The sequence below is a fragment of the Cryptosporangium aurantiacum genome, assembly GCF_900143005.1.
Classification (GTDB): domain Bacteria; phylum Actinomycetota; class Actinomycetes; order Mycobacteriales; family Cryptosporangiaceae; genus Cryptosporangium; species Cryptosporangium aurantiacum.
This window is the reverse complement of sequence record NZ_FRCS01000017.1, coordinates 98,008-111,859: the sequence shown is the minus strand read 5'-3', so window position 1 is coordinate 111,859 and position 13,852 is coordinate 98,008. Positions and strand designations below refer to the sequence as shown.

The 13,852-nt window shown below is 71.0% G+C and carries 14 protein-coding genes; 6 read left to right on the top strand and 8 right to left on the bottom strand.

Going from position 1 to position 13,852, the window contains the following annotated elements; all coding sequences use genetic code 11:
• Positions 1-90 precede the first annotated feature (90 nt).
• Genes BUB75_RS36410 through BUB75_RS36400 form a run of 3 tightly spaced genes read left to right on the top strand, consistent with a single transcriptional unit; the run spans position 91 to position 2,100 of the window.
• Positions 91-867, top strand: a complete 777-nt coding sequence (locus tag BUB75_RS36410; protein ID WP_073263955.1) for a CoA transferase subunit A — start codon at positions 91-93, stop codon at positions 865-867.
• Complete coding sequence (locus tag BUB75_RS36405; RefSeq protein WP_073263954.1) at positions 864-1,490, top strand: 3-oxoacid CoA-transferase subunit B; 627 nt, start codon at positions 864-866, stop codon at positions 1,488-1,490. The genes BUB75_RS36410 and BUB75_RS36405 overlap by 4 nt, the downstream gene beginning before the upstream one ends.
• Before the next feature lie 31 nt (positions 1,491-1,521).
• The gene (locus tag BUB75_RS36400; RefSeq protein WP_073263952.1) at positions 1,522-2,100 is read left to right on the top strand and encodes a TetR/AcrR family transcriptional regulator; all 579 of its coding nucleotides are present in this window, start codon (positions 1,522-1,524) and stop codon (positions 2,098-2,100) included.
• Between the two features lie 20 nt (positions 2,101-2,120).
• On the opposite strand, the gene BUB75_RS36395 is transcribed toward BUB75_RS36400, so the two are convergent.
• Positions 2,121-2,816: an acetoacetate decarboxylase family protein gene (locus tag BUB75_RS36395; protein WP_073263950.1), complete on the bottom strand. Its 696-nt coding sequence runs from the start codon at positions 2,814-2,816 to the stop codon at positions 2,121-2,123.
• An 82-nt stretch (positions 2,817-2,898) separates the two neighbouring features.
• Here BUB75_RS36395 and BUB75_RS36390 point away from each other — a divergent pair, with 82 nt between their 5' ends.
• Positions 2,899-3,825, top strand: a complete 927-nt coding sequence (locus BUB75_RS36390) for a carbohydrate kinase family protein (protein ID WP_073263947.1) — start codon at positions 2,899-2,901, stop codon at positions 3,823-3,825.
• 77 nt (positions 3,826-3,902) lie between these two features.
• Positions 3,903-4,751, top strand: a complete 849-nt coding sequence (locus BUB75_RS36385; protein ID WP_073263945.1) for a mycofactocin-coupled SDR family oxidoreductase — start codon at positions 3,903-3,905, stop codon at positions 4,749-4,751.
• Between the two features lie 61 nt (positions 4,752-4,812).
• Here BUB75_RS36385 and BUB75_RS36380 read toward each other — a convergent pair whose 3' ends face one another.
• The gene (locus BUB75_RS36380) at positions 4,813-5,307 is read right to left on the bottom strand and encodes an Lrp/AsnC family transcriptional regulator (RefSeq protein WP_073263943.1); all 495 of its coding nucleotides are present in this window, start codon (positions 5,305-5,307) and stop codon (positions 4,813-4,815) included.
• 128 nt (positions 5,308-5,435) lie between these two features.
• On the opposite strand from BUB75_RS36380, the gene hppD reads away from it, so the two are divergent.
• Positions 5,436-6,581, top strand: a complete 1,146-nt coding sequence (gene hppD, locus BUB75_RS36375) for a 4-hydroxyphenylpyruvate dioxygenase (RefSeq protein ID WP_073263941.1) — start codon at positions 5,436-5,438, stop codon at positions 6,579-6,581.
• Here hppD and BUB75_RS36370 read toward each other — a convergent pair.
• Genes BUB75_RS36370 through BUB75_RS36345 form a run of 6 tightly spaced genes read right to left on the bottom strand, consistent with a single transcriptional unit; the run spans position 6,578 to position 13,819 of the window.
• Positions 6,578-7,411, bottom strand: coding sequence for an SDR family oxidoreductase (locus tag BUB75_RS36370; protein WP_073263939.1), 834 nt, complete (start codon positions 7,409-7,411; stop codon positions 6,578-6,580). The genes hppD and BUB75_RS36370 overlap by 4 nt on opposite strands.
• Positions 7,408-8,544: an acyl-CoA dehydrogenase family protein gene (locus BUB75_RS36365; protein WP_073263938.1), complete on the bottom strand. Its 1,137-nt coding sequence runs from the start codon at positions 8,542-8,544 to the stop codon at positions 7,408-7,410. Before BUB75_RS36365 ends, BUB75_RS36370 begins: the two co-directional genes overlap by 4 nt.
• Positions 8,534-10,522: an acetyl/propionyl/methylcrotonyl-CoA carboxylase subunit alpha gene (locus BUB75_RS36360; RefSeq protein ID WP_073263937.1), complete on the bottom strand. Its 1,989-nt coding sequence runs from the start codon at positions 10,520-10,522 to the stop codon at positions 8,534-8,536. The genes BUB75_RS36365 and BUB75_RS36360 overlap by 11 nt, the downstream gene beginning before the upstream one ends.
• A 5-nt stretch (positions 10,523-10,527) precedes the next feature.
• Positions 10,528-12,099: a carboxyl transferase domain-containing protein gene (locus BUB75_RS36355; RefSeq protein ID WP_073263936.1), complete on the bottom strand. Its 1,572-nt coding sequence runs from the start codon at positions 12,097-12,099 to the stop codon at positions 10,528-10,530.
• Positions 12,096-12,875: an enoyl-CoA hydratase-related protein gene (locus BUB75_RS36350; RefSeq protein ID WP_073263935.1), complete on the bottom strand. Its 780-nt coding sequence runs from the start codon at positions 12,873-12,875 to the stop codon at positions 12,096-12,098. The genes BUB75_RS36355 and BUB75_RS36350 overlap by 4 nt, the downstream gene beginning before the upstream one ends.
• The gene (locus BUB75_RS36345) at positions 12,872-13,819 is read right to left on the bottom strand and encodes a hydroxymethylglutaryl-CoA lyase (RefSeq protein WP_218617979.1); all 948 of its coding nucleotides are present in this window, start codon (positions 13,817-13,819) and stop codon (positions 12,872-12,874) included. The genes BUB75_RS36350 and BUB75_RS36345 overlap by 4 nt, the downstream gene beginning before the upstream one ends.
• Between the last annotated feature and the right edge of the window lie 33 nt (positions 13,820-13,852).

Genomic DNA, 13,852 nt, shown 5'->3' with positions numbered 1-13,852 from the left:
CGCGTTAGCATTCATGGAATTCCTCTCTACCGGCCAGCCGGTAGGCAAACTATGCTCCGCAGCGACGCACTGTCAACGGAGGGAGCCCCGTTGGGCATCGACAAACTCGTCCCCGACGCCGCCGCGGCGGTCGCGGACATCCGCTCAGGAGCCAGCATCGGCGTCGGCGGGTTCGGCGCGTGTGGGCTGCCGATCGTCCTGATCAACGCGCTGCTCAACAGCGGCACCGACGACCTGGAGATCGTCTCCAACAACTGCGGCACCGACGACTACGGCCTCGGCGCCCTGCTCGTCGCCGGACGGCTCCGCCGCGTGACCGCGTCCTACATCGGCGACAACCCAGCGCTGACGACGAAGTGGCTGGCCGGTGAGATCGAGCTGGAACTCGTCCCACAGGGCACGCTCGCCGAGCGCTTGCGCGCCGGAGGCTCGGGCATCGCCGCGTTCTACACCCGCGCCGGAGTAGCGACGCCGATCGCCGACGGTGGCCTGCCCTGGCGGTACGCCCCGGACGGCACGGTCGCGGTCGCGAGCCCGCCCCGCCGGGTCGAGCTGTTCGACGGCGTCCCGCACGTGCTCGAACACGCCACCCGCACGGACGTCGCGCTGGTTCGTGCGGCTCGCGGCGACCGTACCGGGAACCTCGTCTTCCACGCCACCGCCCGGAACTTCAACCCGCTGGTGGCGATGGCCGGGCGCCTGACGATCGCGGAGGTCGAGGAGGTGGTGGAGGAGCTGCCGCCCGACGAGGTGCATCTCCCCGGTGTCTTCGTCCAGCGCGTCGTCGTGGTGCCCGAAGGAACGCCGAAACGCATCGACCGGCTGACCGTGCAGGGTCAGCCCGAAGAGTGGGGGATCTACCGATGAGCCGCACCCGCCAGGAGATCGCTGCCCGGGTCGCGCAGGAGCTGCCCGACGGCGGTTACGTGAACCTCGGCATCGGGCTGCCCACGCTCGTCCCGGCGTACCTGCCGTCCGGCGTCACGGTCGTGTTCCACAGTGAGAACGGCGTCCTCGGCGTGGGTGGCTTCCCGGAGCCCGGCGCCGAAGACGCCGACCTCATCGACGCCGGAAAACAGACTGTGACGGTCAATCCCGGCGCGAGCTTCTTCGACTCGTCGCTGTCGTTCGCGATGATTCGCGGCGGTCACCTCGACGTGGCCGTGCTCGGGGCGATGCAAGTCTCGGCCACCGGCGACCTCGCCAGCTGGACCGTGCCCGGCCAGGCGCTCAAGGGCATGGGCGGTGCGATGGACCTGGTCCACGGCGCGCGCCGGGTGATCGTCGCGATGGAACACCGCACCCGCGGTGGCGAGCCCAAGATCGTCCAAAACTGCAGTTTGCCGTTGACGGGGGCGGGTGTCGTCCACCGGATCGTGACCGACCTGGCGGTGCTCGACGTCGAGCCCGGCGGGCTCGTCCTCCGGGAACTCGCACCGGGCGTGAGCACGGCGGACGTCGAGGCGGCCACCGGCGCGCCGCTGCGTTAGCGTGACCCGGGCACTCGGAAGGGGAACATCGATGGCGCAGCGCACGGACCGGGCTACCCGCCGGGCCCAGATCATCGACGTCGCCGCCGGGCTGTTCACCGAACGCGGCTATCACGAGACGTCGCTGGAGACGCTGGCTGCCGCGGTCGGCATCCGGAAGGCGTCGCTGTACTACCACTACCCGAGCAAGGACGCGATCCTGCTCGAGATCCACGAGGAGATGATCGAGCACCTGCTCGGCCGCGCCCGGGAGCGGACCGGCAGCCCGACCGAGCGGCTGCGGGGCGTGATGCGGGACCTGGTCGAGCTGATGGAGCTGTTCCCCGGCCGGCTGCAGATCTTCTTCGAGCACTACCGGGAGCTACCGGCCGCGGAACGGGCGGCGAGCACGGCGAAGCGCGACGAGTACCACGCGATCCTGGTCGGGATCCTGCGCGACGGCGTGGAGGCCGGCGAATTCGCGATCGACGACGTGGAGCTGACCGCGCTCTCGATCCTCGGCTCGTGCAACTGGACGTACCAGTGGTTCCGGCCGGGCGGGCGGCTCTCGGCCACCGAGGTCGCCGATGGCTTCCTCCGGGTGCTGCTCGGCGGGATCGGTCAGAGCTGATCCGCGCGAGCCGCCCCGCTTCAGCTCGTGAGTGGTCGGGCGTTTTCGAACGTCGCCTTCATCCGCTCGATCCAGGAGCTGAGTACGACCGGGGCGTCCGGAAGGCCGAGGGACGCCAGCTCGCGCCCGACCGGGTGCTGGCCGAGCGTGACCTGGACGCCCTCGCCGCCGATGACGACCTGGGAGCCCTCGCCGCCCTGCGTGAAGACCGTGCTGTGCGGCACCCCGTCGAGGAGCGAGTAGGTGGTCATCGGCGAGGGCGGGGTCGGGTCGGTGCCGCCGCGGGGAACTCGGACGGCTAGCGCCAGCTGACCGTCCATCCGGAGCGTCCACGTGCTCGACGTGTCGGTGTTCTCCACGTCGATCTGCTCGATGGTCTTCGGGAAGCCCCAGATCTTCAGGCCGGCCTCGCAGGTGAACGGCTGGTCGACCGGCAGGCGGGTGATGAACGTGCCGTCCTCGCCACCCGATCGCGGCCGGACGAAGAACGTCAGGCCGACCTCGTGGTAGGCGCCCAGATCGTTGTCCCGGTAGTCCACGAGGACGAGCGCGAGGTGGGCCCTGCCCGGCGTGGTCTCGACGATCTCGAACGCGTCGGTCGGCAGCAGGGCGGCTGCGGCCGTGGCGTCCACCTCGAACAGGACGGTGCCCGCGGACGCATCCCTGACCTGGACTGGCATCGTCACCGACTGGCCGGCGATCTGATGGGTCGTCATCACGACTCCTTCGGCAGACTAGAACACGTTCTACCTCAGGTTCGACGCTCGACGCAGCCGTTTGTGTGCTCTGCTGTTGCGCATGAACCGCATCACCGTCGCCGCGGTCGGCGTCCACGTGCTCGATATCCATGTCGTCGGCGTTCAATCGATCCCCGACGGGTCGGACGGCCAGCTGGTGGACACGATCAGGTTCTCCCCGGCGGGCACCGCGGGCGGTACCGCGCTGGTGCTCAGCCGCCTCGGAGCGGCCGTGCGGTCCTACGGCGCCGTCGGCACCGACCCGCTGGGCGACACGTTGCTGGCCGCCCTGGCGCGTGAAGGCGTCGACGTGAGCGGGCTGGCCCGTACCGAGGCCGCGCAGACGTCCGCCTCGGTCCTCCCGGTTCGCCCGAACGGCGACCGCCCGGCCTGGCACTGCATCGGTGCGAACGCCGCGTTCTCGCTCGACGGTGTGTCACTGGACGGCGTCGCTCATCTGCACCTGGGCGGGCCGGAGTTCTTCGGTGGGGACGCGGCCGGTGAGCTGCTCGCCCGGGCGCGGGCAGCGGGGGCGTCCACCTCGGTCGACGTCCTGGCGCCCGGCGACCCCGGCATGCTCGAGTGGATCGCGGCCGCGTTGCCGCACACCGACTACCTGCTGCCGAACGACGAGCAGGTCCTCGGTTTCACCGGTGCCACGGACCTGGCGGCGGGTGCCCGCGCGCTCGTGGAAGCCGGTGCGGGCTGCGTCGCGGTCACCCAGGGTGGGAAGGGTGCGCTGGTGGTGACCGCCGACGAGATCATCGAGGTACCCGCGTTCGCGATCGACGTCGTCGACACGACCGGGTGTGGGGACGCGTTCTCGGCGGGCTTTCTCCTCGGGCGCGCCGAGGGACGGTCGTTGGAGGCGTCCGCCCGGCTGGGGTGCGCGGCGGCGGCCCAGGTAGCACAGGGCCTGGGCACCGACGCCGGCGCCTACGACCTCGCCGCGGTCGACGCGTTCGCCTCCGCCACGCCCGCCCGCTGAGCGGATTGCATACGGGAGGGCTGGAGCCCTTGCAAATGCAATCTGCTTCGGCACCACAGAATCGCGGAAGGGTCTCGATGACGAGCAGCAGTGCCGGCCGGGTGGCCGGGAAGGTCGCGTTCATCACGGGTGCGGCGCGCGGACAGGGGCGTGCGCACGCGTTACGGCTGGCCGAGGAGGGCGCGGACATCATCGCGGTGGACCTCTGCGAGGACGTCGACACGGCCGGCTACCCGGGCGCCACCGAGGCCGACCTCGCCGAGACGGCGGCGGCCGTGGAGAAGCTGGACCGCCGGATCGTCACGGCGAAGGCCGACGTCCGGGAGCTGGGCGGGCTGCAGTCGGCGCTGGACCGCGGGGTCGCCGAACTGGGCCGTCTGGACATCGTCGTCGCGAACGCCGGGATCGCCGGGTCCGGCATGCCCACCGAGATGCTCGGCGACCACGCGTGGAACACGATGCTCGACATCAACCTCACCGGCGTCTGGCACACCGCGAAGGCGGCGGTTCCGCACCTGACCGGCCCGGACGGTGGTTCGATCATCCTGACGAGTTCGATGCTCGGGCTGCGCGGCGGCGGGTACATGGCCCACTACGCCTCGGCCAAACACGCGCTGGTCGGGCTGATGACGTCGCTGGCGAACGAGCTCGCGCCGCGCTGGATCCGGGTCAACTCGATCCACCCCGGCAACGTCCGGACGCCGATGGTCGACAATCCGCACTTCTTCCGCACGGTGCGCCCGGACCTGGCCGAACCGACGCTCGCGGACGCCGCCGAGGTGGTCGGACGCTTCCACCTGCTGCCGGTGCCGTTCCTCGATGCTCGCGACATCAGCAACGCCGTGCTGTTCCTCGCGTCCGAGGAAGCGCGGTACATCACCGGCGTCGCGCTGCCGGTCGACGCCGGAGCGGTAGCAAAGTTCTGAACAACCGGGCCCAGCCTGACTACTGGTAGCTGCGTTTCGGGACCGATATAGACGGTGAGTCTCACGGGTGGCCGGGCATTGCGGAGCGGCCGGCGCCGGCGGAGGCCTCGGTCGCGAGCAGCGGAAGCGTGCGCCACGGCACCAGCTGCGACAGCACGACGACGCTCGTCGACCGTGCGACGGCCTTCGAACTGTTGAGGTCCACCAGCGTCTGCTGGAGCGCTTCGTGGGAGCTCGCCGCGATCCGGCACAGCACGTCGCCGGTGCCGGTGGTCGCGTACGCCTCGAGGACGCCCGGGATCGCGACGAGGTCGGCCCGGACGGCGTCGATCGCGCCCTGGGCGATCTCCAGCGTGACGAACGCCTGCACGGCGAAGCCGGCGGCGGCGACGTCGATGTCCGGGCCGTAGCCGGTCACGACGCCGGTGTCCTCGAGGCGCCGGAGCCGCGCGGCGACCGTGGCCCTGGCGACGCCGGTCGTGCGCGAGAGCTCCAGGACGCCGATGCGTGGGTTCTGCCGCAGCGCGCGGAGGAGCGCGAGGTCCAAGGCGTCCATCTGGTCATCCTGTCCAGTAATGAGCCATCAAAGCTGTCCCGGCTGACCTGGATGAGCAGTCTGAGCTGCACATGTTGCGCAGGTAGCCACCGGACCAGAAGTATCAGATCGAGCACCGAGGAGGCGTGATGACACTGGAACAGCAACTCGTCGGCCTGGTCGAGTACGACGCGTCCGCCGACCCGTTCCCGGTCTCCGGCTGGGACGCGCTCGTGTGGGTCGTGGGCAACGCCCTCCAGACCACCCACTTCCTGCAGACCGCGTTCGGCATGGAGCTCGTGGCCTACTCCGGCCCGGAGACCGGCAACCGCGATCACCACGCGTACGTGCTGCGTTCCGGCGCCGCGCGGTTCGTCGTCAAGGGCGCCTACGACCCGTGGAGCCCGCTGGCGGACCACCACCGGACGCACGGCGACGGCATCCTCGACATCGCGCTCACGGTGCCGGACGTCGACCGCTGCATCACCCACGCCCGCGCCCAGGGCGCCACCGTGCTCGAGGAGCCGCACGACGTCAGCGACGAGCACGGCACCGTGCGGATCGCGACGCTGGCCACCTACGGCGATACCCGGCACACGCTCGTCGACCGCTCCCGGTACTCCGGGCCGTACCTGCCGGGGTACGTCGCCCGCGGGTCCGCGGTGGTCCCACCGGCCAAGCGCCTGTTCCAGGCCGTCGATCACGTCGTCGGCAACGTCGAGCTGGGCGCCATGGACGAGTGGGTCGGCTTCTACAACCGCGTCATGGGCTTCACCAACATGGCGGAGTTCATCGGCGACGACATCGCGACCGACTACTCCGCGCTGATGAGCAAGGTGGTCGCCAACGGCAATCACCGGGTGAAGTTCCCGCTGAACGAGCCGGCGCCCGGAAAGAAGAAGTCCCAGATCGACGAGTACCTCGAGTTCTACCGCGGGCCGGGCGCCCAGCACGTCGCGCTGGCCACGAACGACATCCTGACCACGGTCGACGCGATGCGCGCCGCGGGCGTCGAGTTCCTCGCCACCCCCGACTCGTACTACGAGGACCCGCAGCTCCGGGCCCGCATCGGTCAGGTCCGGGCACCGGTCGAGGAACTGCAACGGCGCGGCATCCTCGTCGACCGCGACGAGGACGGCTACCTGCTGCAGATCTTCACGAAGCCGACCGGGGACCGGCCCACGGTGTTCTTCGAGCTGATCGAGCGGCACGGCTCGCTCGGCTTCGGCAAGGGCAACTTCAAGGCGCTGTTCGAGGCCATCGAGCGCGAGCAGGAGCGCCGCGGCAACTTCTAGGTGAGCCGCTCGTCGACGAACAGGTCGAGCCCGGGCTCCTCGCCGCCGCCGTACCCGGAGAAGTCCGTGACGCCCGCTTCGCGCAGCGCTTCGACGTCGATGAACGTCTCTCCGGTGCGGTCGGCAGGCAGCCCGAGGATCACCATCGCGGCATCGGCCATGATCTCCGGGACTCGGGCGCGCTGCACGGTCTCGTCCCCGCCGAGCAGGTTCTGCACGGCCGCGGTCTTGATGACGGTCTCGGGCCAGAGGCAGTTGGCGGCGATGCCCGCCTCCCGGAACTCGGCGGCCCAGCCGAGGGTCAGGATCGTCATCCCGAACTTGGACAGCGCGTAGGCCGAGAACTGACCCAGCCATTGCGGCGCCAGGTTGACCGGCGGCGAGAGCGTGAGGATCCGCGGCCGGTCCGACTTCTTCAGGGCCGGGAGCGCGTTCTTCACCAGCAGGAACGACCCGCGCGCGTTGATCTGCTGCATCAGGTCGAAGCGCTTGACCGGCAGATCCTCGGTGCCGCTGAGGTTGATCGCGGACGCGTTGTTGACCACGATGTCGATCCCGCCGAACCGTTCGGCTGCCTGCGCGGCCGCGCGGGCGACGTCGTCCTCGTTGCGGACGTCGCCGACGACCGCGAGCGCCTGACCACCGGCGGCCTCGATCTCGGCGACCGCGGTGTGCACGGTGCCGGGCAGCCGTGGATCGGGCTGGTCGGTCTTCGCGAGGATCGTGACGTTCGCGCCCTGCCGGGCGGCGGCCACCGCGATCGCGAGCCCGATGCCGCGGCTACCGCCGGACATCAGGATCGTGCGGCCGGAAAGCGAGTCAGTGTTCATGCCAGCCCCAGGTGACGTGCGATGAGCATGCGCTGGACCTCCGAGGTTCCTTCACCGATCTCCAGAATCTTCGCATCCCGGTAGAACCGGCCGACCGCGTATTCGTTCATGAAGCCGTAACCGCCGAAGATCTGGGTGGCGTCGCGGGCGTTGTCCATCGCCGCGTTCGAGGAGACGAGCTTGGCGATCGACGCTTCCTTCTTGAACGGCTTCCCGGCGAGCATCTTCGCGGCGGCGGCGTAGTAGGCCAGCCGGGCGGTGTGCGTCCGGACCTCCATGTCCGCGATCTTGAACTGGATCGCCTGGTAGTGGCCGATCGGGTGGCCGAACGCCTGCCGGTCGCGGGCGTACCGCAGCGACTCGTCCACACAGCCCTGGGCCAGGCCGACCGACAGCGCGGCGATCGCGATCCGGCCCTCGTCGAGGATCGAGAGGAACTGCGCGTAGCCGCGGCCGCGATCCCCGACGAGGTTCGCGGCGGGCACCCGCACGTCGTCGAAGAAGAGCTCGTGGGTGTCAGAGCTCGACCAGCCGACCTTGGAGTACTTCGGGCCGACCGTGAAGCCCGGGGTGCCGGACGGCACCAGGATCGCGGAGATCTCCTTTTCGCCGGTCACCGCGGTGACCGTGACGAAGCTGGTGATGTCGGTGCCGGAGTTCGTGATGAAGGCCTTGGACCCGTTGATCACCCACTCGTCACCGTCGAGGCGTGCGGTGGTGCGCGTGGCGCCGGCGTCCGACCCGCCGCCGGGCTCGGTCAGACCGAACGCCCCCAGGCGCTCACCGGCCGCCAGCGACGGCAGCCATGTCGCCTTCTGCTCGTCGCTGCCGAACCGGTAGATCGGCATCGCACCGAGCGAGACGCCGGCCTCGAGCGTGATCGCGACCGACGAGTCGACGCGGGCGAGTTCCTCCAGGGCCAGGCAGAGCGCGAAGTAGTCGCCGCCCATCCCGCCGTGCTCCTCGGGGAACGGAAGCCCGAACAGCCCCATCGCGGCCATCTTCCGCACCAGGTGGTAGGGGAACTCGCCGCGGTCGTACAGGTCGCCGATGACCGGCGCGACCTCCTTCTGGGCGAAGTCCTCGACGGCCACGCGTAGGGCGGCGTGCTCCTCGGAGAGCTCAAGATCCATGGTCGGCTCCGGTTTCGATGGACATCAGGACGGCGTCCTTGGCGACGTTCGCGCCGACTCGGGCGCGGAGCCCGCTCACCGTGCCGTCCACCGGCGCGCTGAGCACGTGCTCCATTTTCATCGCTTCGACGACGGCGAGCGTCTGCCCGGTGGTGACGTGCTCTCCCTCGCTGACCGCGAGAACGGTGACGGCGCCCGGCATCGGCGACAGCACGGGCCCGCCGGATCCGGTGGCCGCGTCGCCGACGGCGTCCAGCGCTTCGTGCGGGTGGATCGCCCAGGACCGGCCGTCGCGTCCGATCCAGACGACACCGGACGGGTCGCGGGCGATCGCGTACGTGCGGGTCACACCGCCCTGGGTGTGCACGCCGCCGTGGCGGGTGCTGATCCGGATCGGTTCCCCGCCGTCGATCGAGATCTCGGCGTCGGACGCCCGGCCGCGGTACCGGACCTCGACGGTGTCGTGCCCGACCGCGAGCCGGCGGGTCGTCCACGCCGGACCGCCGAGCCGCCACCCACCCGGGATGTCGAACGGGTCGACGAGCGACCCGGACGGCTCGAGTTCCAGGAGCGCGATCCCGGTGGCGACGCCGACGACGTCGGCCGGCAGGTCCTGCGTCGTCAGCGATTCGAGACGACGGCCGACGAGGCCGGTATCGAGATCTCCCGCGCGGACGTCCGGGTCGGCGAGCAACGCCCGCAGGAAACCGATGTTCGTACCGAGCCCGAGCAGCACGGTGTCGGCCAGCGCGGCGTCCAGGCGCCGCAGTGCCTCGGCCCGGTCGGTGCCGTAGGCGATGACCTTCGCCAGCATCGGGTCGTAGTCCGAGCCGACGTAACCGCCCTCGGCGATCCCCGAGTCGACCCGCACGCCGGAGGGTTCCCGCAGCGCCAGGATCCGGCCCCCGGTCGGCAGGAAACCGGCGGCCGGGTCCTCGGCGTAGATCCGGGCCTCCACGGCATGGCCGTTCGGCGTCAGCTCGGCGGGCCACGGCGCGCGTTCCCCGGCCGCCACCCGCAGCTGCGCCTCGACCAGGTCGACGCCGTACACCTCCTCGGTGACCGGGTGCTCGACCTGCAGCCGGGTGTTCATCTCCATGAAGAACCAGTCGTCGGGCCGGTCCCCGGCGACGATGAACTCGACCGTGCCCGCGCCCACGTAGCCGCAGGCCCGCGCGGCCTCGCAGGCCGCGGCGCCCATCGCCTCCCGCTGCGCTTCACGCAGCAGCGGCGAGGGCGCTTCCTCGATGATCTTCTGGTGGCGGCGCTGCAGCGAACATTCGCGTTCACCCAGGTGGACGACGTTCCCGTGGGCGTCGGCGAGCACCTGGATCTCGATGTGGCGGGGGGTGGTGATCAACCGCTCGACGAGCAGCGTGTCGTCCCCGAACGAGCTGCGGGCCTCGCGGCGGGCGCTCGCGATCGCGGCGCGGACGTCGTCGGCGGCGTGGACCTCGCGCATGCCCTTGCCGCCGCCGCCCGCCGAGGGCTTCAGCAGCACCGGGAAGCCGGTCTCGGCCACGGCGGCGACCAGCTCGTCGTCGGACAACCCGGCCGCGTCCGAGCCGGGGACGACCGGCACCCCGGCCTTGGCGACGGTCTGTTTCGCACGGATCTTGTCGCCCATCGCGTCGATCGCGGACGACGGCGGGCCGATGAACACGACGCCCGCCGTCTCGCAGGCGGCGGCGAAGTCGGTGTTCTCGGACAGGAAGCCGTAGCCGGGGTGGATCGCCTCGGCGCCGGTGGCCCGTGCGGCGTCGAGGATCGCGTCGATCGACAGGTACGACTCGGCGGCGGGCGGTGGTCCGATCCGGACCGCGACGTCGGCGGCGGTGACGTGCGGGGCGTCCGCGTCGGCGTCGGAATACACCGCGACCGACCGGATGCCGAGCCGGCGCAGCGTGCGGATGACGCGGACCGCGATCTCTCCGCGGTTGGCGACCAGAACGGTAGAGAACAGCGTGTCGGAGGTCATGGCCCTCACATCCGGAAGACGCCGAAGGCGGGGTCGGCGAGCGGCGCGTTGGCGGCGATCGACAGGGACAGGCCGAGGACCGTGCGGGTGTCGGCCGGATCGATGACGCCGTCGTCCCAGAGCCGGGCGGTGGCGTAGTAGGGATGGCCCTGGGTCTCGTACTGGGCGCGGATCACGTCGGGATCCGTGTTGCCCACCGTGCTGAGAACGGTGGCGGCCTGTTCGCCGCCCATCACCGAGATCCGCGCGTTGGGCCACAGGAACAGGGCGCGGGGGGAGTACGCCCGGCCGCACATCGCGTAGTTGCCCGCGCCGAACGATCCGCCGAGAACGACGGTCAGCTTCGGCACCCGGGTCGTCGCGACCGCGGTCACCATCTTCGCGCCGTGTTTCGCGATGCCGCCCGCCTCGTACTCGCGGCCCACCATGAACCCGGTGATGTTCTGCAGGAACACCAGCGGGATCCCGCGCTGGTCGCACAGCTCGATGAAGTGCGCGCCCTTGAGCGCGGACTCGCTGAACAGCACGCCGTTGTTCGCGACGATGCCGACCGGGTGGCCGTGGATGTGGGCGAACCCGGTGACCAGCGTGGCGCCGTAGTCCGGCTTGAACTCGGCGAACCGGGAGCCGTCGACGATCCGCGCGATGACCTCCCGGACGTCGTACGGGATGCGCGGATCCGTCGGCACGGCCCCGTACAGCTCCGCCGGGTCGACCACCGGTTCCTCGGTCGGAACGCGCTCCCACGGCGTCGGTGCCCGTGGCCCGAACGTCTCGACGATCGAGCGGACGAGCCGCAGCGCGTCCGCGTCGTCGTCGGCCAGGTGATCGACGACGCCCGACGTCTTCGCGTGCAGGTCGCCGCCGCCCAGGTCCTCGGCGCTGACGACCTCGCCGGTCGCGGCCTTCACCAGCGGCGGGCCACCGAGGAAGATCGTGCCCTGGTTGCGGACGATCACCGCCTCGTCGGACATCGCCGGGACGTACGCTCCGCCCGCCGTGCAGGAGCCCATCACGGCCGCGATCTGGGGAATGCCCTTGCTGGACAGCTGCGCCTGGTTGAAGAAGATCCGGCCGAAGTGGTCGCGGTCGGGGAACACCTCGTCCTGTTTCGGCAGGAACGCTCCGCCGGAGTCGACCAGGTAGATGCACGGCAGCCGGTTGTGCAGCGCCACCTCCTGCGCCCGCAGGTGCTTCTTCACGGTCACCGGGTAGTAGGTGCCCCCCTTGACCGTGGCGTCGTTGGCCACCAGGACGCACTCCCGGCCGGCCACCCGCCCGACGCCGGTGATGATCCCGGCGCCGGGGGCCTGATCGTCGTAGAGGCCGTTCGCGGCCAGCGGCGACAGCTCCAGGAACGGCGAGGACGGGTCGACGAGCATGTCCACGCGGTCGCGGGGGAGCAGCTTGCCGCGCTCGACGTGCCGGATCCGCGACTTCTCCGGCCCGCCGAGCCGTGCGGTGGCGAGCCTCGCGTTCAGGTCGGCGACGAGCGCACGGTGCGCTTCGGCGTTGCGGGCGAACTGCGCGCTGCCCGGATCGACCCGGGTGGGCAGCGGCCGGGTGGCCGTCGTCATGAGGTGGCTCCGTCCGCGGCGATCCAGGCCGGTGGGCGTTTCTCGCGGAACGCGCGGATGCCCTCCTGGCCCTCCTCACCGGCGAAGAACGCCGCGGACATCGCGTTCATCGCGGCGAAGTCGTCGGCGAGCGAACTGGGGCGGGACCGGCGGAGCAGCGATTTGGTGCCGGCGAGCGCACCCGGAGCGGCCAGCCGCAGCATCGCGACGTAGCGGGCCACCTCGGCGTCGAGGGCCTCGGCCGGAACGCTCTTGTTCAGCAGCCCGATGTCGGCGGCGCGGGCGGCGTCGAACGTCTCGCCGGTGAGGAACAGTTCGCCAGCCGCGCGTGGCAGTAGCCGGGGGAGCACGGTCACCGAGATCACCGCGGGCACCAGCCCGAGCCGGACCTCGCTGAACCCGAACGTGCAGGTGTCGGTCGCGATCGCGATGTCGCAGGCGGCGATGAGGCCGACACCACCCGCGCGGGCCGGTCCGGCGAGCCGCGCGAGGACCGGCTTCGGCGAGCTCCAGATCGTCTCCAGGATGCGGGGTACCTCGTTGATGCCCTGCTGATTGGCGTCGGCGCCCTGGGACTCCTTCAGGTCCATGCCCGAGCAGAACACGCTGCCGGTGTGGGTGAGGACGAGGACACGCGCGGCGTCATCGTCGAGCGCGGCGTCGAGGTGGTCGATCAGCTCGCGGCGGAGCTGCGCGGACAGCGCGTTCCGGTTGGCCGGCGAGTCGAGCGTGATCGTCGCGACGCCGTCGGCGGTGTCGCGGTGGACGAGCGTCATTCGGTGGCCTCCCCGGCGAGGGCGGTGACGGTGCGCGACGGGCTGGGACGGCCGAGCTTCCCGGCCATCCAGACGCTGGTCTCGACCAGCTTGTTGAGGTCGACGCCGGTCTCGATGCCGAGACCGCGCAGCTGCCACAGCAGGTCCTCGGTCGCGAGGTTGCCGGTCGCGCTGCGGGCGTACGGGCAGCCGCCGAGGCCGCCCGCGGACGCGTCGACGATCGTGACGCCGCGGCGCAACGCCGCGAGCGTGTTGGCCAGCGCCTGCCCGTACGTGTCGTGGAAGTGCACCGCGAGGCTCTCGATCGGGATGTCCGCGCCGGTCAGCGCGTCGAGCACGGCGACCACGCGACCCGGCGTGCCGACGCCGATCGTGTCGCCCAGGCTGAGTTCGGTGACGCCCAGCGCGGTGAGGCGCCGGGCGACGTCGACGACCTGGGCGATCGGCACCTCGCCCTCCCACGGGTCGCCGAACGCCATCGAGACGTACGCGCGGACGCCGAGCCCCTCGTCGCGGGCCCGCGCGACGACCGGGGCGAACATCGCCAGCGACTCGTCCACCGAGCGGTTGAGGTTGCGGCGGGCGAACGACTCGGTGGCGCTGGCGAACACCGCGATGTCGCGGACGCCGAGCGCCAGCGCCCGCTCCAGCCCGCGCTGGTTGGGCACGAGCACCGGGTAGCGGACACCGTCGGTGGGCTTGAAAGTCTCCAGCAGCTGCTCGGCGTCGGCGAGCTGGGGCACCCACTTCGGGTGCACGAAGCTCGTCGTCTCGACCAGCGTGTGGCCGGCGTCGGCGAGACGCTCGACGAACTCGGCCTTCACCGCGACCGGCAGCACGGCCGCTTCGTTCTGCAGGCCGTCACGCGGCCCGACCTCGCAGATCGTGATGCGGGACGGCAGGCCGTCCAGACGGGTGACGCCGTACTCCGGGTCGGTCAGCACGCTGTTCACCGTAACTGACCGCTCGTACGGTCA

Bases quoted from the DNA above. Each gene is read 5' to 3' on its own strand.
- BUB75_RS36405 (WP_073263954.1), top strand. From the start codon at position 864: ATGAGCCGCACCCGCCAGGAGATCGCTGCCCGGGTCGCGCAGGAGCTG.
- BUB75_RS36400 (WP_073263952.1), top strand. From the start codon at position 1,522: ATGGCGCAGCGCACGGACCGGGCTACCCGCCGGGCCCAGATCATCGAC.
- BUB75_RS36395 (WP_073263950.1), bottom strand. From the start codon at position 2,816: ATGACGACCCATCAGATCGCCGGCCAGTCGGTGACGATGCCAGTCCAG.
- BUB75_RS36390 (WP_073263947.1), top strand. From the start codon at position 2,899: ATGAACCGCATCACCGTCGCCGCGGTCGGCGTCCACGTGCTCGATATC.
- BUB75_RS36385 (WP_073263945.1), top strand. From the start codon at position 3,903: ATGACGAGCAGCAGTGCCGGCCGGGTGGCCGGGAAGGTCGCGTTCATC.
- BUB75_RS36380 (WP_073263943.1), bottom strand. From the start codon at position 5,307: ATGGACGCCTTGGACCTCGCGCTCCTCCGCGCGCTGCGGCAGAACCCA.
- hppD (WP_073263941.1), top strand. From the start codon at position 5,436: ATGACACTGGAACAGCAACTCGTCGGCCTGGTCGAGTACGACGCGTCC.
- BUB75_RS36370 (WP_073263939.1), bottom strand. From the start codon at position 7,411: ATGAACACTGACTCGCTTTCCGGCCGCACGATCCTGATGTCCGGCGGT.
- BUB75_RS36365 (WP_073263938.1), bottom strand. From the start codon at position 8,544: ATGGATCTTGAGCTCTCCGAGGAGCACGCCGCCCTACGCGTGGCCGTC.
- BUB75_RS36360 (WP_073263937.1), bottom strand. From the start codon at position 10,522: ATGACCTCCGACACGCTGTTCTCTACCGTTCTGGTCGCCAACCGCGGA.
- BUB75_RS36355 (WP_073263936.1), bottom strand. From the start codon at position 12,099: ATGACGACGGCCACCCGGCCGCTGCCCACCCGGGTCGATCCGGGCAGC.
- BUB75_RS36350 (WP_073263935.1), bottom strand. From the start codon at position 12,875: ATGACGCTCGTCCACCGCGACACCGCCGACGGCGTCGCGACGATCACG.